16 protein-coding genes are annotated in these 16,042 nt (G+C 74.4%); 6 read left to right on the forward strand and 10 right to left on the reverse strand.

The window, feature by feature from the left end:
- The first annotated feature begins 5 nt into the window (after nt 1–5).
- A complete protein-coding gene (locus ACQP12_RS29445; protein WP_433283416.1) occupies nt 6–755 on the forward strand; it encodes an ABC transporter ATP-binding protein in 750 nt (249 codons plus the stop codon).
- A 60-nt stretch (nt 756–815) separates the two neighbouring features.
- Here the strand turns inward: ACQP12_RS29445 and glmM are convergent, their stop codons facing one another.
- The 8 genes from glmM to ACQP12_RS29485 all read right to left on the reverse strand — a co-directional run bounded on the left by glmM (nt 816) and on the right by ACQP12_RS29485 (nt 7,276).
- Nucleotides 816–2,171 (reverse strand): phosphoglucosamine mutase, encoded by a 1,356-nt coding sequence (gene glmM, locus ACQP12_RS29450; protein WP_357938714.1) that lies wholly within the window; start codon nt 2,169–2,171, stop codon nt 816–818.
- A gap of 116 nt (nt 2,172–2,287) precedes the next feature.
- On the reverse strand, nt 2,288–2,752 hold the full coding sequence (gene rpsI / locus ACQP12_RS29455; protein WP_088991922.1) for a 30S ribosomal protein S9: 465 nt from the start codon (nt 2,750–2,752) through the stop codon (nt 2,288–2,290).
- A 20-nt stretch (nt 2,753–2,772) separates the two neighbouring features.
- On the reverse strand, nt 2,773–3,216 hold the full coding sequence (rplM, locus tag ACQP12_RS29460; RefSeq protein ID WP_357938716.1) for a 50S ribosomal protein L13: 444 nt from the start codon (nt 3,214–3,216) through the stop codon (nt 2,773–2,775).
- Between the two features lie 191 nt (nt 3,217–3,407).
- Entirely contained in the window at nt 3,408–4,781 is a 1,374-nt protein-coding gene (locus ACQP12_RS29465) for a nitrate/nitrite transporter (RefSeq protein WP_433283417.1), read from the reverse strand.
- A gap of 139 nt (nt 4,782–4,920) precedes the next feature.
- The gene (locus tag ACQP12_RS29470) at nt 4,921–5,877 is read right to left on the reverse strand and encodes a sulfotransferase family protein (RefSeq protein ID WP_433283418.1); all 957 of its coding nucleotides are present in this window, start codon (nt 5,875–5,877) and stop codon (nt 4,921–4,923) included.
- Between the two features lie 81 nt (nt 5,878–5,958).
- Nucleotides 5,959–6,252: a hypothetical protein gene (locus ACQP12_RS29475; protein WP_357938722.1), complete on the reverse strand. Its 294-nt coding sequence runs from the start codon at nt 6,250–6,252 to the stop codon at nt 5,959–5,961.
- Nucleotides 6,242–6,502: a DUF6364 family protein gene (locus ACQP12_RS29480; RefSeq protein ID WP_355348026.1), complete on the reverse strand. Its 261-nt coding sequence runs from the start codon at nt 6,500–6,502 to the stop codon at nt 6,242–6,244. Before ACQP12_RS29480 ends, ACQP12_RS29475 begins: the two co-directional genes overlap by 11 nt.
- A gap of 78 nt (nt 6,503–6,580) precedes the next feature.
- Nucleotides 6,581–7,276 (reverse strand): class I SAM-dependent methyltransferase, encoded by a 696-nt coding sequence (locus ACQP12_RS29485; protein WP_433283419.1) that lies wholly within the window; start codon nt 7,274–7,276, stop codon nt 6,581–6,583.
- A gap of 146 nt (nt 7,277–7,422) precedes the next feature.
- Between ACQP12_RS29485 and ACQP12_RS29490 the strand changes: the two genes are divergently transcribed.
- The 5 genes from ACQP12_RS29490 to ACQP12_RS29510 all read left to right on the forward strand — a co-directional run bounded on the left by ACQP12_RS29490 (nt 7,423) and on the right by ACQP12_RS29510 (nt 15,031).
- Nucleotides 7,423–9,531, forward strand: coding sequence for a molybdopterin oxidoreductase family protein (locus ACQP12_RS29490; protein WP_433283420.1), 2,109 nt, complete (start codon nt 7,423–7,425; stop codon nt 9,529–9,531).
- Nucleotides 9,528–11,018, forward strand: coding sequence for an FAD-dependent oxidoreductase (locus ACQP12_RS29495; RefSeq protein ID WP_433283421.1), 1,491 nt, complete (start codon nt 9,528–9,530; stop codon nt 11,016–11,018). Before ACQP12_RS29490 ends, ACQP12_RS29495 begins: the two co-directional genes overlap by 4 nt.
- 67 nt (nt 11,019–11,085) lie before the next feature.
- The gene (gene nirB, locus ACQP12_RS29500) at nt 11,086–13,599 is read left to right on the forward strand and encodes a nitrite reductase large subunit NirB (protein WP_433283422.1); all 2,514 of its coding nucleotides are present in this window, start codon (nt 11,086–11,088) and stop codon (nt 13,597–13,599) included.
- A complete protein-coding gene (gene nirD, locus ACQP12_RS29505) occupies nt 13,596–13,943 on the forward strand; it encodes a nitrite reductase small subunit NirD (protein ID WP_433283423.1) in 348 nt (115 codons plus the stop codon). The genes nirB and nirD overlap by 4 nt, the downstream gene beginning before the upstream one ends.
- Nucleotides 13,943–15,031: a uroporphyrinogen-III synthase gene (locus tag ACQP12_RS29510; protein ID WP_357938735.1), complete on the forward strand. Its 1,089-nt coding sequence runs from the start codon at nt 13,943–13,945 to the stop codon at nt 15,029–15,031. Before nirD ends, ACQP12_RS29510 begins: the two co-directional genes overlap by 1 nt.
- Before the next feature lie 19 nt (nt 15,032–15,050).
- Here ACQP12_RS29510 and ACQP12_RS29515 read toward each other — a convergent pair whose 3' ends face one another.
- The gene (locus ACQP12_RS29515) at nt 15,051–15,668 is read right to left on the reverse strand and encodes a GTP-binding protein (RefSeq protein WP_151463698.1); all 618 of its coding nucleotides are present in this window, start codon (nt 15,666–15,668) and stop codon (nt 15,051–15,053) included.
- Nucleotides 15,649–16,011, reverse strand: coding sequence for a DUF742 domain-containing protein (locus ACQP12_RS29520; protein WP_433283424.1), 363 nt, complete (start codon nt 16,009–16,011; stop codon nt 15,649–15,651). The genes ACQP12_RS29515 and ACQP12_RS29520 overlap by 20 nt, the downstream gene beginning before the upstream one ends.
- Nucleotides 16,012–16,042 lie beyond the last annotated feature (31 nt).

Raw genomic sequence — 16,042 nt, forward strand, 5'->3', positions numbered from 1 at the left:
GAGCCATGGACGAGAGCACCGCCGGTAGCCGCGTCGAGGTCGCGGGCCTGGTGAAACGGTTCGGAGCCGGCGCGGAACGGATCACCGCGGTCGACGGGGTCGCGCTGGAGATCACCGCCGGCTCGGTGGTGGCGCTGACCGGGCCGAGCGGTTCGGGCAAGTCGACGCTGCTGCACCTGATCGGCGCGATCGAGCAGGCCGACGACGGCACCGTGACGGTCGACGGGGTGGACGTGACCGGCCTGCGCCGGGCCGCGCTCGCCCGCTACCGGCAGCGCGTCGGGTTCGTCTTCCAGCGCTACCACCTGCTGCCCGCGCTCACCGTGCTGGACAACGTGATCGCGCCGGTCCTGCCGAGCCGGGGCCGCGCCGATCACGTGAGCCGGGCCCGGGAGCTGCTCGACGCCGTCGGCCTGGCCGGCCGGGAACGGGCGCTGCCGGCGCAGCTGTCCGGCGGCCAGCAGCAGCGGGTGGCGATCGCCCGGGCCCTGATGGGCTCGCCCGGCCTGCTGCTCGCCGACGAGCCCACCGGCAACCTGGACTCGGCCACCGGCGCCCAGATCCTCGACCTGCTGCTCGGCCTCCGCGACCGGCACGGGATGACGATCCTGCTGGCGACCCACGAGCGGGCCGTCGCCGCCCGCTGCGACCGGTTGATCCGGCTCGGCGACGGCCTGGTGGTGGAGGACGTCGACCTCACCGACGGCGAGGACCCGTCCACCACGTACGCCCGGGCCAGCACGCTGCGCCTGTGAACCCGGATTCACCGGGTGCCCGGCCGGGCCGGGCGGGTGACGGCCGCGCGAGCGGCCGGATCAGGCGACCGGGCTGGCCGTGCGCACCTGCTCGGCGATGCGCTCGGCCACCGAGCGGGCGGTCGACTCGGTGGCCGCCTCGACCATGACGCGGACCAGCGGCTCGGTGCCCGACGGGCGGAGCAGCACGCGGCCGGTCTCGCCCAGCTCGGCCTCGGCCCGGTCCACCTCGGCGCGGACGGCCGGCGCGGCGGCGCCGACGGTGCGGTCACCGACCGGCACGTTGATCAGCACCTGCGGCAGCTTGGTGACCACGGCGGCCAGGTCGGCGAGGGACGTGCCGGTGGCGGCCATCCGCGACATGAGGTGCAGGCCGGTGAGCACACCGTCGCCGGTGGTCGCGTACGCCGGCATCACGATGTGTCCACTCTGCTCGCCGCCGAGCGCCAGGCCGGAGGCCCGCAGCTCCTCCAGCACGTACCGGTCGCCGACCTTGGTCTCGACCAGCCGGATGCCCTGCGCCGACATGGCCAACCGCAGGCCGAGGTTGCTCATCACGGTGGCGACCAGGGTGTCCTGGGTCAGCTCACCGGCCTCGCGCATGGCCAGGGCGAGGATCGCCATGACCTGGTCGCCGTCGACCTCCTCGCCGTCGGCGGTGACCGCGACGCAGCGGTCGGCGTCGCCGTCGTGGGCGATGCCGAGGTGCGCGCCGTGCTCGACCACGGCGGCGCGCAGCGCCTCGATGTGGTTGGAGCCGCACTCGTCGTTGATGTTCAGGCCGTCCGGCTCGGCGTAGATGGCGATCACCTCGGCGCCGGCCTCCCGGTAGGCCACCGGGGCGACCTCGGCGGCCGCGCCGTTGGCGCAGTCGACCACGACCTTGATCCCGTCCAGCCGGTGCGGCACGGTGCCCACCAGGTGCTGGACGTAGTGGTCGGCGCCGTCGAGCAGGTCGTGCACCCGGCCCACCCCGGCGCCGATCGGGCGCTCCCAGGCGGTGGTGGCGTTCGCCTCGACGGCGGCCTCGATCCGCATCTCGATCTCGTCGGGCAGCTTGTGCCCTCCGGCGGCGAAGAGCTTGATGCCGTTGTCCGGCATCGGGTTGTGCGAGGCGGAGAGCATGACGCCCAGGTCGGCCTTGGCCTCGGCGGTGAGGAACGCCACCGCGGGGGTGGGCAGCACGCCGACCCGGACCACGTTGGCGCCGGCGCTGGTCAGCCCGGCGACCACGGCGGCTTCCAGCATCTCGCCGCTGGCCCGGGTGTCCCGGCCCACCACGGCGAGCGGCGGATGGCTCTTGTCGGTCTCGGCCAGCGTGTGGGCGGCGGCCACCGCCACCGCGAGCGCCAACTCCGGGGTGAGATCCGCGTTCGCCCGCCCGCGTACACCGTCCGTGCCGAACAACCGGCCCATACCCGCCAACCTCCGATGGAACTGCCGTTGAGAGGAGAAAGCGGAACGGCCGGGCCACCTCCCGGAGTGGGAGGCGGACCCGGCCGTCCGTCAGAAGTACAAGGCGCTGGTGGTGATCAGCGCTTCGAGTACTGGGGAGCCTTACGGGCCTTCTTGAGGCCGTACTTCTTGCTCTCCTTGACCCGGGCGTCACGGGTCAGGAAGCCGGCCTTCTTCAGGGCCGGGCGGTCGTCGGGCTCGCTGACGATCAGCGCCCGGGCGATGGCGAGCCGCAGCGCGCCGGCCTGGCCGGTGGTGCCGCCGCCCCGCAGGTTGGCGATCACGTCGAACGCCTCGGGCTTCTCGGCGGTGACCAGCGGGTCCTTGATGAGCTGCTGGTGCACCTTGCTCGGGAAGTAGGCCTCGAGGTCGCGGCCGTTGCAGGTGATCTTGCCGCTGCCCGGAACGATGCGGACCCGGACGATGGCTTCCTTGCGCCGACCCACGGTCTGGATCGGGCGGTCGCCACGAGGCGCGCGCGCGACGGGCGCCGGCGCCTCGGTGGCCTCGGGGGCGACCTCGGTGGCGGTGATGTCGGTCATGCTGCTTCCTTCGCCCGCGCTCACTGCGCGATCTGCTTGATCTCGAACGGCACCGGCTGCTGCGCGCCGTGCGGGTGCTCGGCACCGGCGTAGACCTTCAGCTTCTTGAGAACCTGACGGCCCAGCTTGTTGTGCGGAAGCATGCCCTTCACGGCCAGCTCGATGGCCCGCTCGGGCCGCTTGGTCAGCAGCTCGTCGTAGCCGACCCGCTTCAGACCACCCGGGTAGCCGGAGTGGCGGTAAGCGATCTTGGTCTGCCGCTTGTTGCCGGTCAGCGCGACCTTGCCCGCGTTCACGATGACGACGAAGTCGCCCGTGTCGACGTGCGGCGCGAAAGTCGGCTTGTGCTTACCACGCAGCAGCGTGGCGGCGTGGGTCGCGAGGCGGCCCAGCACGACATCAGAGGCGTCGATGACGTGCCACTGACGCTCGATCTCACCCGGCTTCGGGCTGTACGTACGCACAGGTCTACCTTGTCTCGTCGTCGGTCTGGGGTCGCGCGCCGAGGTGACCAGGCGCGCACGAACGACCAAGCGTACCTGATGCGGCACGCCTAAGAATGTCGTACAACAGCAGGCAACGATACCCGGCCGTGCGGCGGCAGGTCAAAACGGGGTCTCGCCCCGCGTGGCCTGCGCCTTTCCCATGGCGCGGGTCACACGCCGGACAGCTTACGCGGCCCCGGCCGCAGGTACACCGCCCAGGTGACCACGAAACAGAGCGCGTACCAGCCGACGAAGGCCAGGTAGGCGGCGTCGGCGGTGCCGGCGGCCAGGAACGACTGCCGGAACGCCACGTTCACCAGCACCCCGCCCGAGGCGCCGACCGCCCCGGCGATCCCGATGAGCGCCCCGGAGAGCCGCCGGGCCCGCCGCTCGGCCGCCTCCCGGTCCCCGGTCAGCTCCGCCTCGGCGGCGGCCCGGGCCCGGAAGATCGCCGGGATCATCTTGTACGTCGACCCGTTGCCGATGCCGGAGAAGACGAAGAGCGCCAGGAACCCGGCCAGGTAGAGCGGGAAGGACCGGTCCCGGGCGGCGTACAGCACCAGACCGGCGCCGGCGGCCATCGCCACGAAGTTCCCGAACGTGACGCGGGCCCCGCCGAGCCGGTCGGCGAGCTGGCCGCCGAACGGCCGGACCAGCGAGCCGATCAGCGGCCCGAGGAAGGTCAGCCAGGCGGCGTCGACCGGGGTCGGGAACCGGTCGTGGAACTGGAGCTGGAGCACCTGCCCGAAGGCGAAGCCGAAGCCGATGAACGAGCCGAAGGTGCCGATGTAGAGCAGGGACATCACCCAGGTGTGCGGGTCGCGGGCCGCCGCGCGCAGCGCGCCCGGCTCGTTGCGCGCACCGGGGAGGTTGTCCAGCCGGCGCGCCGCGACCAGCGCCGCGAGCACGATGAGCGGCAGGTAGACGGCCGGCACCAGCCGGGGGTACACCGCTCCGGCGGTGGCCAGCACCGCCAGGCCGACGAGCTGCACGGCCGGCACGCCCAGGTTCCCGCCGCCGGCGTTGAGCCCGAGCGCCCGGCCCTTGAGCCGCTCGGGGAAGAACAGGTTGATGTTCGCCATGGAGGAGGCGAAGTTGCCGCCGCCCACGCCGGTCAGGCAGGCCAGCACCATGAGCGTGGCGTACGACACGCCGGGCTCGATCAGCACCGCCATGGGCACCGCCGGCACCAGCAGCAGCAGCGCGCTCACCACGGTCCAGTTCCGCCCACCGAACCGGGCCACCGCCAGGGTGTACGGCAGCCGCAGCACCGCCCCCAGGGCGGCCGGCACGGCGGTGAGCAGGAACTTCCCGGCCGGGTCGATGCCGTACTCGGGGCCCAGGAAGAGCACCATGACCGACCAGAGGCTCCACACGGAGAAACCGACGTGCTCGGCGAAGATCGAGACGTACAGGTTGCGGCGGGCGACCGGCGCCCCGGTCGTGGCCCAGAACTCCGGGTCCTCCGGGCGCCATTCGGTGATCCGTCCCGGGCGCCCGGCAGCGGCCGGCGCCAGGGCGGTGGGGGAAGCGAGCGTGCTCACGGGGACTCCTCCTCGTCGGTGACGAGGGGGACGCTAGGAACGGGCGGTTTCCCCGCCGTGCCCGCCGCGCGTCGGTGGGGGAACGAAGATCGCACGGCCGTTTCGGTGCGCGTGTGAAGAGGTCGGGATCTGGCGGCCGCTAGACGTATCCCATGGCGGGGATGACACCGTCGAGCGCCCGCTCGACGAAGTCGCGGGTCCCGGGGTCGAACTGGTCGTTGCGATGTTCCACCCGGTGTGACTGGAACGTCGACCTGGTCGCGAAGTCGTCGACACCGAGCAGTTCGAACAGAGCGCGGCGCTGCTCGGGCCAGTCGGCGGCGAGATCCTCGGCGCGCACCTCCACATACCGCCTGTCCGTGAGATCGGCCGTGGCCTTCCAGGCGAGCCATCGCTCATAGACCGGTCTGAGCCAGGCGAGCGCGCCGTCGACCGTGGGCGGGGCCCACGGCTGGTCGACGTGTGACGCGACCACCGCGACCGGGTGGCGCTTGATGTGGACGATGGTGGCCTCGGGGACGAGCTCCCAGAGGAAGTCCATGCACAGAAGGTTGAACGGTGTCTTCTCGCACCAGGTCGGCTTTCCCGCGTCGGCGGCGGCTCCACCGAACATCGTGTCGACCACGCGACGAAGGATCTCGAGCAGTTCGCGCCGATCGCTGAAATACCTCGGAATCACCCGCCGGTGGCTCCGCGGCTCGAACGGCCCGGCCGGCCAGTCGGAATGCCCGGCCCCTGCCGCGGGCGCGGACTCGTCGAACGCGCACGCCACGAGCTGCGGCCACAGCCGTCCCACCGCGTCCCGGTAGCGCCGCTCGCCGACGACCTCGGGCACGGTCCTGCCCCGATCGTCGCGCCTGCCGGGCACCCGCACCGTCAGGAGGTCGCTCAGCCTGCGCAGGGCGTCCTCCCCCACGATCGGGTCACACCGGACCGTGAGTGCGTCCGCCAGGTCCCGCAGGCCACCCGGATCGACGATGAACCGCGTCTCCATCGGAATCCGGTGGATCTGCGGGTGCTCCCCGAGAATGTCCGCGAGCTGCGACGTTCCCGAACGGCCGGTACCCGCTACGAAGACCGGCGAGGGGGCGGACATGGCGATCAGTCAAGTCCCGGCGCCGCGCCCACGCAACGGAAATACCCACCGGTGTGGCGACCTGCTGGCGGCGCCGCCGGCTCAGATCTCCTGGAGGATGCGCAGCGCGCGGCCGACCCGCTGCATGGTCTCGGTGTCGGCCACGTCGACGCACTCGGTGAACCACTTCTTCATGGGCGAGGAGAGCCGGTCGGGCATCACCACGTAGCCGCCCATCGACACGGCCAGGGGCGAGTCGCGCAGCAGCGACTCCTCGACCACCTCGACCACGATCACGATCGGCACGGCGGTGGAGTTGTAGACGTCGGAGCTGATGACCAGGCCGAGCCGTTCCCGGGCGCCGGAGATGCGCCAGACCTCTCCCCTACGCAACACGCGGGCGCCCGCCGCCGAACAACGCGTCGTCGACGAGCGCGGCTTCCTGGGCGTCGGCCAGCGCGGCGGACTCCAGGTCGAGGCCGGCGCGGGCGACCGCCTCGGCGTGCGCGGTGAAGACCTCGCGCAGCGCCTTCTCCCGGGCGGCCTGGTCCATCCAGGCGGAGAGGGAGAGCCCTTCCCGCTTGGCGAACCGGCGCGCCTCCTCGATCGTCTCGTCGGAGAACGACAGTGTCACCTTGGCGGTCATGCCGGAGAGATTACCCACTGGTATGACCGCCAGTCATCCCCGCTCGCACCGGTCGCTGAACCGGACACCCGGTCACGCTCAGGGACGGCGCCCCCCGAACACCGCGAACCGCCACTCCTTGAAGAAGCAGTCCACGTCGGCCAGGCCGGCGTCGGCGAGCCAGCGGCACTGGTCGGACACCGGCGCCGGCCGGTCGTGCCGCATGCGCTCCCGGGCCCCGGCGATCTCCGCGGCGTCCGAGCCCAGCTCGGTGATCCGGGCCGTCCAGACCTCGTCGTAGCGCCGGTCCAGGGCCGGGGTCGGGCCGGCCACCTGCTCGGCGTTGACGAAGACGCCGCCCGGCACCAGCGCCTCGGCCGCCCGCCGGTAGAGCGCCCGCTTGCCGTCGTCGTCCAGGTGGTGGATGGCCAGCGCGGAGACCACCGCGTCGTAGCGGCCGGCGGGCAGCGGATCGGCCAGGTCGGCGAGCACGGTGCGGTGCGGCACCCCGCGCGCGGCCAGGTGGCCGGCGGCCACCGCGAGCATGCCGGGCGCGCCGTCGACCAGGGTCAGCCGGACCCCGGGCACCGCCGCGGCCAGCAGCAGGGAGAGCAGGCCGGTGCCCGCGCCCAGGTCCAGCACCTCGGGGGTACGCCCCGCGGCGAGCGCCGCCCGCAGCGGCGGGGCGGCCACCTCGACGGCCGTGCCGTAGAAGGCGTCGAAGCAGGGCACCAGCCGACGCCGGGCCGCGTCGTAGCTCCCCGCCACCGCGTCGAAAGCGTCCGCCACACTCATCGCGCCTCCCATTATCCGAGAATCTTGTCTCACATTCTAGATCCTGGCGACCGGCTCGTCACTCCCGCGCGGTGTGAGGTGCTCTTGACAGGACCGAAACAGAGGGGACCCGGAGCGGAAACCGCCGGCCGGCACGCTTCCCGAACATGACAGACGGTGCACGCCTGGCGACGCAACCGGGGGTACGGCCTCGGGAGGCGGCCACGCACTGCCCGTACTGCGCGCTCCAGTGCGGCATGGTGCTGCGGGAGACCGCGGGACGCGTCGAGGTCACGCCCCGGGACTTCCCCACGAACCGCGGCGGGCTGTGCCAGAAGGGCTGGACAGCCGCCGACCTGCTCGACCACCCGGACCGGCTGACCACCCCGCTGCTGCGCGACCGGCCCGGCGGTGAGCTGCGCCCGGCGAGCTGGGACGCGGCGCTCGACCGGGTCGCCGGCGGGCTGCGGGCGATCCAGGAGCGGCACGGGCGGGACGCCGTCGCGGTCTTCGGCGGCGGCGGGCTGACCAACGAGAAGGCGTACGCGCTGGGCAAGTTCGCCCGGGTGGCGCTGGGCACCCGGCACATCGACTACAACGGACGCTGGTGCATGTCCTCGGCCGCCGCGGCCGGGATGCGCGCCTTCGGCGTCGACCGGGGGCTCCCCTTCCCCCTCGCCGACCTGGGCCGGGCGGACACCCTGCTACTGGTCGGCGCCAACCCCGCCGAGACCATGCCGCCGCTCATGCGCCACCTCGCCGACCAGCGTGCGCGGGGCGGCCGGCTGATCGTGGTCGACCCCCGGCTCACCGCCACCGCCCGCCAGGCGGACCTGCACCTGCAACCGCTGCCCGGCACCGACCTGGCGGTGGCCAACGCGCTGTTGCACATCGCCCTCACCGAGGGCTGGATCGACCGGGCGTACGTGGCCGACCGGACCACCGGCTTCGACGAGGTCCGGCGGACCGTTGCGGGCTGCTGGCCGGCCGAGGCGGAACGGCTCTCCGGGGTGCCGGTGGCCGACCTGGAGGCGACTGCCTGGGCTCTGGCCACCGTGGACCGCGCGGTCATCCTCACCGCCCGGGGCGCCGAGCAGCACGCCAAGGGCGTCGACACGGTCACCGCGTTCATCAACCTGGCGCTCGCCCTGGGCCTGCCCGGTCGCCCCGGATCCGGATACGGCTGCCTCACCGGGCAGGGCAACGGGCAGGGCGGCCGGGAGCACGGGCAGAAGGCCGACCAGCTCCCCGGCTACCGGCGGATCGACGACCCGGCCGCCCGGGAGCACGTGGCCACGGTCTGGGGCGTCGACCCGGCGGTGTTGCCCGGTCCGGGCGTACCGGCCTATCAGCTCCTCGACTCGCTCGGCACCACGCACGGCCCGCGGGCGCTGCTGGTGTTCGGGTCCAACCCGGTGGTGTCCGCGCCCCGCGCGGCCCGGGTCGAGTCCCGCCTGCGCGACCTGGACCTGCTGGTGGTGGCCGACTTCCTGCGCTCCGAGACCGCCGACCTGGCCGACGTGGTGCTGCCCGTCGCCCAGTGGGCCGAGGAGGACGGCACCATGACCAACCTGGAGGGCCGGGTGCTGCGCCGCCGCGCGCTGCGCGAACCACCCCCCGGCGTCCGCACCGACCTGGCGGTCCTCGCCGCCCTCGCGGCCCGCCTCGACGCCCCCGGCGCATTCCCCGCCGACCCGGCGGCGGTGTTCGAGGAGCTGCGCCGCGCCTCGGCCGGCGGGCCGGCCGACTACGCCGGGGTCAGCTGGGACCGGATCGACGCCGACACGGGCGTCTTCTGGCCCTGCCCGGACGAGGACGGGCCGGACACCCCGCACCTCTTCGCCCACCGGTTCCCCACCCCGGACGGCCGCGCCCGATTCCGTGCGGTGACCCACCGGCCGGCCGCCGAGCCGGTCTGCGCCGACTACCCGCTGCACCTCACCACCGGCCGGGTGCTCGCCCACTACCAGTCCGGCGCGCAGACCCGGCGGGTCGCCGCCCTGCGCCGGGCCGCCCCCGGCGCCTTCGTCGAGCTGCACCCCGACCTGGCCGGCCGGCTCGGCGTGGCCGAGGGCGAGGAGGTCCGGGTGGTCTCCCGCCGGGGCGAGCTGCGCGCACCGGCCCGGCTCAGCCCGGCGATCCGGCCGGACACCGTCTTCGCGCCGTTCCACTGGCCCGGCGCGGCGCGGGCCAACTCGGTGACCAACGACGCCGTCGACCCGGTCTCCGGGATGCCCGAGTTCAAGATCTGCGCCGTCCGGGTGGAGAGGGCATGACCGAGCGCATCGTCATCGTGGGATACGGCATGGCGGGCGCCCGCCTCGCCGCCGAGCTGCACGCCCGGGGCGGGGACCGGAAGGTGACCGTGCTCGGGGCGGAGCCGCACCGGGCGTACAACCGGATCCTGCTCTCCACCCTGCTCGCCGGGAAGATCGACGAACCGGACGTGGAGCTGGTCGAGGTCGCCGGGCAGGGCGCGGACGTGCGCATCGGCGCCGAGGTCACCGCCGTCGACCGGGCGACCCGGGAGGTACGCACCGCCGACGGCGACCGGCACGCCTACGACCATCTGGTGCTCGCCACCGGCAGCCGGGCCCTGGTGCCGCCGCTGCCCGAGCTCGACCCGCTCCCCGACCGGGTGGTCCCGTTCCGCACCCTGGACGACTGCCGGCGGATCCTCGCCGCCGCCCGGGGCGCCCGCAGCGCGCTGGTGCTCGGCGGGGGGCTGCTCGGGCTGGAGGCGGCCCGCGGGCTCGCCGCCCGGGGCCTCGACGTGACCGTGGTCCACCCGGTCGGGCACCTGATGGAACGGCAGCTCGACGAGCCGGCCGGTGCGGTCCTCGCCGGCACCCTCGCCGGGCTCGGGGTACGCACCCGGCTCGGGGTCACGGCGACCGGAGTGACCGCCGACGCGCACGGCGTCCGCCTCGACCTCGGCGACGGCGACCCGCTCGCGGCCGACCTGCTGGTCCTCTCCTGCGGCGTACGCCCGGACACCGCGCTGGCCTCCGCCGCCGGGCTGGCCGTCGACCGGGGCGTGGTGGTGGACGACCGGATGCGCACCAGCGACCGGCGCATCTCGGCCGTCGGCGACTGCGCCCAGCACGACGGGACGCTGACCGGGCTGGTCGCCCCGGCCTGGGCGCAGGCCCGGGTGGTCGCCGAGGTGCTGACCGGCGACGACCCGCTGGTCCGCTACCGGCCGCGTCCCGTGGTGACCCGGCTCAAGGCGGCCGGGATCGACCTGGCCGCCATGGGCGACGCCGCCGGCGCGCCGGCCGGGGGCGGGCCGATCGAGGAGCTGACCTTCGCCGACCCGGCCCGGGGCACGTACGCCCGGCTGCGGATCCGCGACGAGCGCCTGACCGGGGCGATCCTGCTCGGCGACAACCCGGCGGTCGGCACCGTGGTGCAGCTCTTCGACCGGGGCGCGCCGGTGCCGGCGGACCGGCGCTCGCTGCTGCTCGGGCGGGCGTTCGGGGCCGCCCCGGCCACCCCCGCCGCGTCCCCGGCGCTGATGCCGGACGCGGCCACGGTGTGCCAGTGCAACGACGTCAGCAAGGGCGCCCTGGTGGCGTGCTGGCGCGCCGGCGCCCGGACCGTCGCGGAGCTGTCCGCGGCGACCCGGGCCGCGACCGGCTGCGGCGGCTGCCGGGACGCGGTGGCCGGGATCGCGGGATGGCTGGCCGAGGTCGATCCGGCGGCGGGACACCAGGAACGGGACGCGGGGATGGACCGCGACACGGTGGAGGTGACGCGATGAGCGAGCGAATCAGGAAGCTCAGTGCGACGGTGCCTCATGACGGCACGCAGCGAAGCGGAGTGCCGGCATGAGCGGCGACAGGCTGGTGGTCGTCGGCAACGGCATGGTCGGGCAGCGCTTCGTCGAGGCATTGCGGGCCCGGGACCGGGAGCGGCGCTGGCGGGTCACGGTGCTCGCCGAGGAGCGGCGGCCGGCGTACGACCGGGTGCGGCTCTCCGCCTTCTTCGACGGGGTGGGCGCCAAGGAGCTGAACCTGCACACCCCCGACGACGGGGTGGAGCTGCGGCTGGGCGATCCGGCGCTGGCGCTCGACCGGGCGCGTCGGGTGGTGCGGACCGCGGCCGGCGAGCACCCGTACGACGCGCTGGTGCTGGCGACCGGCTCGTCGGCGTTCGTACCCCCGGTCGACGGCACGGACCTGCCGGGCGTCTTCGTCTACCGGACGCTGGACGACCTGGCGGCGATCCGGGCGCACGCCGGGGGCCGCCGCACCGGTGCCGTGATCGGGGGCGGGCTGCTCGGCCTGGAGGCGGCGAACGCGCTGCGCCTGCTGGGCCTTTCCACCAGCGTGGTCGAGTTCGCGCCCCGGCTCATGCCGGCGCAGGTGGACGAGGCGGGCGGGGCGATGCTCCGCCGCTACGTCGAGGAACTGGGCGTCACCACGTACCTCGGGGTGGCCACCCGCGCGCTGCGCCCCGGCGCGGACGGGGCGGTCGGCACGCTGGAACTCTCCGACGGGCGCACCGTCGCGGCGGACCTGGTCGTGGTGGCCGCCGGCATCCGGCCGCGGGACGAGCTGGCCCGGGCGGCCGGGCTGCCGCTCGGGCCGCGCGGCGGGGTGCTGGTCGACGCGGGCTGCCGGACGGTGGACGAGCGGATCTGGGCGGTCGGCGAGTGCGCCGCCGTGGACGGCGCCTGCCACGGCCTGGTCGCCCCCGGCTACGCGACCGCCGAGGTGGTCGCCGACCGGCTGCTGGGCGGGGCGGCCACCTTCCCCGGCGCGGACACCGCCACCAAGCTCAAGCTGCTCGGGGTGGACGTGGCCTCGTTCGGCGACGCCCACGGCGTTACCCCGGGCTGCCTGGACGTCACCTTCACCGACCCGGCCACCCGCGCGTACGCGAAGCTGGTCCTCTCCGACGACGCGCGGACGCTGCTCGGCGGCGTGCTGGTGGGCGACGCGAGCGCGTACCCCACGCTGCGGGCGAGTGTCGGCGGGCCGCTGCCCGCTCCCCCGCTGGCGCTGCTGGCCCCGGCGGGCGGCGCGGGCGCCGGGGCCGGCGCGCTGCCGGCCGCCACGCAGGTCTGTTCCTGCAACGCGGTGACCCGGGCCGACCTCGACGCGGCGATCGCCGGCGGGGCCACGGACGTGCCGGCGCTCAAGGCGTGCACCCGGGCCGGGACGAGCTGTGGCTCCTGCGTACCGATGCTCAAGCAACTGCTCGACGCGGCCGGCGTGCGGCAGTCCCGCGCGCTCTGCGAGCACTTCGACGCCGGCCGGCAGGAGCTGTTCGACATCGTCCGGGTCCGGGGCATCCGCACCTTCTCCCAGCTCATCGCCGAGCACGGGCGCGGGCGCGGCTGCGACATCTGCAAGCCGGTGGTGGCCTCGATCCTCGCCTCGCTCGGCACCGGGCACGTGCTCGACGGCGAGCAGGCGTCCCTTCAGGACACCAACGACCACTTCCTGGCCAACCTGCAACGCGACGGCAGCTACTCGGTGGTGCCGCGGATCCCCGGCGGCGAGATCACGCCGGAGAAGCTCATCGTGATCGGCGAGGTGGCCCGGGACTTCCGGCTCTACACCAAGATCACCGGCGGGCAGCGGATCGACCTGTTCGGCGCCCGCGTCGAACAGCTCCCGCAGATCTGGCGCCGGCTGGTGGACGCGGGCTTCGAGTCCGGCCACGCGTACGGCAAGGCGCTGCGCACGGTGAAGTCCTGCGTCGGCGAGACCTGGTGCCGGTACGGGGTGCAGGACTCGGTCGGCCTGGCCGTCGCGCTGGAGCTGCGCTACCGGGGGCTGCGCGCCCCGCACAAGCTGAAGTCCGCGGTCTCCGGCTGCGCCCGGGAGTGCGCCGAGGCCCGGAGCAAGGACTTCGGCGTCATCGCCACCGAGAGCGGCTGGAACCTCTACGTCGGCGGCAACGGCGGCTTCCGGCCCCGGCACGCCGACCTGTTCGCCACCGACCTGAGCACCGCCGAGCTGGTCACCCTCATCGACCGGTTCCTGATGTTCTACGTCCGCACGGCCGACCGGCTGCAGCGCACCGCCGCCTGGATCGAGGCGATGGACGGCGGCCTGGACCACCTCCGTTCGGTGCTCGTGGACGACGCGCTGGGGCTCTGCGCCGACCTCGACGCGGCCATGGCCCGGCACGTCGCCGGATATTCCGACGAGTGGCGGGACGTGCTGGAGGACCCGGAGCGGCTGCGCCGCTTCACCTCCTTCGTGAACGCCCCCGACGTGCCCGACCCGTCCATCACGTTCGCCGTCGAACGCGGCCAGCCGGTGCCCGCCCGCGGGGCCGACGGTCGCCGCCCGCCGGTCGCGCTGGGCGTTCCGGAGGTACGGCGATGAGCGCCCCGACGATGCTGGCCTGGACGGCCGTCTGCCCGCTCGACCGGCTGGACCCGGACCGGGGCGTGGCCGCCCTGGTCGACGGGGTGCAGGTGGCCCTCTTCCGGACCGGCGGCGAGCTGTACGCGGTCGACAACCTCGACCCGGTCGGCGGCGCGCAGGTGATGTCCCGGGGGATCGTGGGCAGCCGCGGCGGCCTGCCGACGCTCGCCTCCCCGCTGCACAAGCAGGTCTACGACCTGACCACCGGGCGGTGCCTGGACCTCCCGGACGTGGCGCTGCGGCGGCACGAGGTGCGCTGCCGGGACGGCCTCGTCGAGGTGCGGGTACGACAGGAGGGGTGATGCGGGAGGAACTGGCCGGCTTCACCATCGGGGTCACCGCGGACCGGCGGCGCGACGAGCTGGCCGCGCTGCTCCAGCGGCGCGGCGCGCGGGTGGTGCTCGCCCCGGCGCTGCGGATCGTGCCGCTGGCCGACGACACCGACCTGCGCGAGGCCACCCGGGCCTGCCTGGAGCGCCCGCCGGACGTGCTGATGGCCAACACCGGCATCGGGATGCGCGGCTGGCTGGAGGCGGCCGAGGGCTGGGGGCTCGCCGAGCCGCTGCGCGGCGTGCTGTCCCGGTCGTACGTGGTGGCCCGCGGTCCCAAGGCCACCGGGGCGATCCGCGCGGCCGGGCTGCGCGAGCACTGGTCCCCCGCCTCGGAGAGCTGCGACGAGGTGGTCGAGCACCTGGTCCGGCGCGGGGTGGCCGGCCTGGTCGTCGCGCTGCAACTGCACGGCGAGCGGCAGCCGGAGTGCACCGAGGCGCTGGAGTCGGCCGGGGCCACGGTGATCGAGGTGCCGGTCTACCGCTGGGCGCCGCCGACCGACCCGGCGCCGCTGCACCGGCTGATCGACCTGGTCGCCGGGCGGATGGTCGACGCGGTCACGTTCACCTCCGCCCCGGCGGCCGAGGCGCTGCTGCGGGCGGCCGGGGACCGGACCGAGACGGTGCTGGCGGCGCTGCGCGGGGACGTGCTGGCCGGGTGCGTCGGTGCGGTGACGGCCGAGCCGCTGGTGCGGCGGGGGGTGCCGGTGAGCGCCCCGACCCGGGCCCGGCTCGGCGCCCTCGTGCGGACGATCGTCGACGAGTTGCCCCGCCGGACGGTGACCGTGAAGGCCGGCGGTCACCTGCTGACCCTGCGCGGGCACGCCGCGGTGGTGGACGGCGACCTGCGCCCGCTCGCGCCGGCCCCGATGGCGGTGCTGCGGGCGCTCGCGGCCGCGCCCGGGAAGGTGCTGTCCCGCACCGCCCTGCTGCGTACCCTGCCCCGGGGCGCGGACGAGCACGCGGTGGAGATGGCGGTCGCCCGCCTGCGGGTCGGGCTCGACGCCCCCCGCGTGGTGCAGACCGTGGTGAAGCGCGGCTACCGGCTGCGGGTCGACTGACCCGCCGCCGGGCCGGGAGTCAGCCGACCGGGGCCGCGAAGCCGTGCTCGGCCTGGAGCCGGAGCATGGCGTGCTCGACCACCGTCACGAGCACCTGCTTGACCGACTCGCGCCGCCGCGCGTCGCACATCACCAGCGGCACGTCCGGCGAGATGGCCAGCGCCTCGCGGACCTCCTCCAGCTCGTACTGCGGCGCGTCGTCGAACCGGTTCAGCGCCACCACGTACGGCAGGTTGCGGTTCTCGAAGTAGTCCAGCGGCGCGAAGGCGTCGGTGATCCGGCGGGTGTCCACCAGCACGGCGGCGCCCACCGCGCCCCGGATGATCTCGTCCCACATGAACCAGAAGCGGGTCTGGCCCGGTGTGCCGAAGAGATAGAGGATCAGGTCCTCGGCCATGGTGATCCGGCCGAAGTCCATGGCGACCGTGGTGGTCTCCTTGCCGGGCACCTTCGACGGGTCGTCGATGCCGACGCCGGCCGCCGTCATCAGCGCCTCGGTGGTCAGCGGCTGGATTTCGGAGATAGCGCCGACCAGGGTGGTCTTGCCCACCCCGAAGCCGCCCGCGATGACGATCTTCGCGGAGATGATCTCCCGGCTGCGGTTCGCCCCCGCGGGGTCATAGTTCGCGAAGTCCACTTAGCACCCTTCCAAGCAGGTTCATCCGCGCCGCGAACCCTGTGGCGGGAGCGGCGGTGTGTAGCGTCAGCAGGCCGTCGGCCACCATGTCGGCGACCAGCACCCGGGTGACGCCCAGCGGCATCCGGGTGTAAGCGGCGATCTCCGCCAGCGACTGTGCCCGGCCCTCACAGACCGAGGCGATGCGGTACTTGTCGTGCCCGGCGAACCGCGCCTCGGCCGACTGGGTGGGCGTGCACGACAGCACCGCCTCGAGCGCGATGTTCTGCAACGGCTCGGTGCGGCCGCGGGTGACCGCGTACGGCCGCACCAGCGCGCCACGCGGGTCTCGTCGTGGTTCCATCTCGCGATCACCTCCCCTCGTACGGAGCCGG

Source organism: Micromonospora sp. CA-244673 (genome assembly GCF_050948395.1).
Lineage (GTDB): Bacteria > Actinomycetota > Actinomycetes > Mycobacteriales > Micromonosporaceae > Micromonospora.

What these genes read in the sequence shown, in the direction of transcription:
- ACQP12_RS29445 (WP_433283416.1), top strand. Translation starts at nt 6, where the DNA reads ATGGACGAGAGCACCGCCGGTAGCCGCGTCGAGGTCGCGGGCCTGGTG.
- glmM (WP_357938714.1), bottom strand. Translation starts at nt 2,171, where the DNA reads ATGGGCCGGTTGTTCGGCACGGACGGTGTACGCGGGCGGGCGAACGCG.
- rpsI (WP_088991922.1), bottom strand. Translation starts at nt 2,752, where the DNA reads ATGACCGACATCACCGCCACCGAGGTCGCCCCCGAGGCCACCGAGGCG.
- ACQP12_RS29470 (WP_433283418.1), bottom strand. Translation starts at nt 5,877, where the DNA reads ATGTCCGCCCCCTCGCCGGTCTTCGTAGCGGGTACCGGCCGTTCGGGA.
- ACQP12_RS29480 (WP_355348026.1), bottom strand. Translation starts at nt 6,502, where the DNA reads ATGACCGCCAAGGTGACACTGTCGTTCTCCGACGAGACGATCGAGGAG.
- ACQP12_RS29485 (WP_433283419.1), bottom strand. Translation starts at nt 7,276, where the DNA reads ATGAGTGTGGCGGACGCTTTCGACGCGGTGGCGGGGAGCTACGACGCG.
- ACQP12_RS29490 (WP_433283420.1), top strand. Translation starts at nt 7,423, where the DNA reads ATGACAGACGGTGCACGCCTGGCGACGCAACCGGGGGTACGGCCTCGG.
- ACQP12_RS29495 (WP_433283421.1), top strand. Translation starts at nt 9,528, where the DNA reads ATGACCGAGCGCATCGTCATCGTGGGATACGGCATGGCGGGCGCCCGC.
- nirB (WP_433283422.1), top strand. Translation starts at nt 11,086, where the DNA reads ATGAGCGGCGACAGGCTGGTGGTCGTCGGCAACGGCATGGTCGGGCAG.
- nirD (WP_433283423.1), top strand. Translation starts at nt 13,596, where the DNA reads ATGAGCGCCCCGACGATGCTGGCCTGGACGGCCGTCTGCCCGCTCGAC.
- ACQP12_RS29510 (WP_357938735.1), top strand. Translation starts at nt 13,943, where the DNA reads ATGCGGGAGGAACTGGCCGGCTTCACCATCGGGGTCACCGCGGACCGG.
- ACQP12_RS29520 (WP_433283424.1), bottom strand. Translation starts at nt 16,011, where the DNA reads ATGGAACCACGACGAGACCCGCGTGGCGCGCTGGTGCGGCCGTACGCG.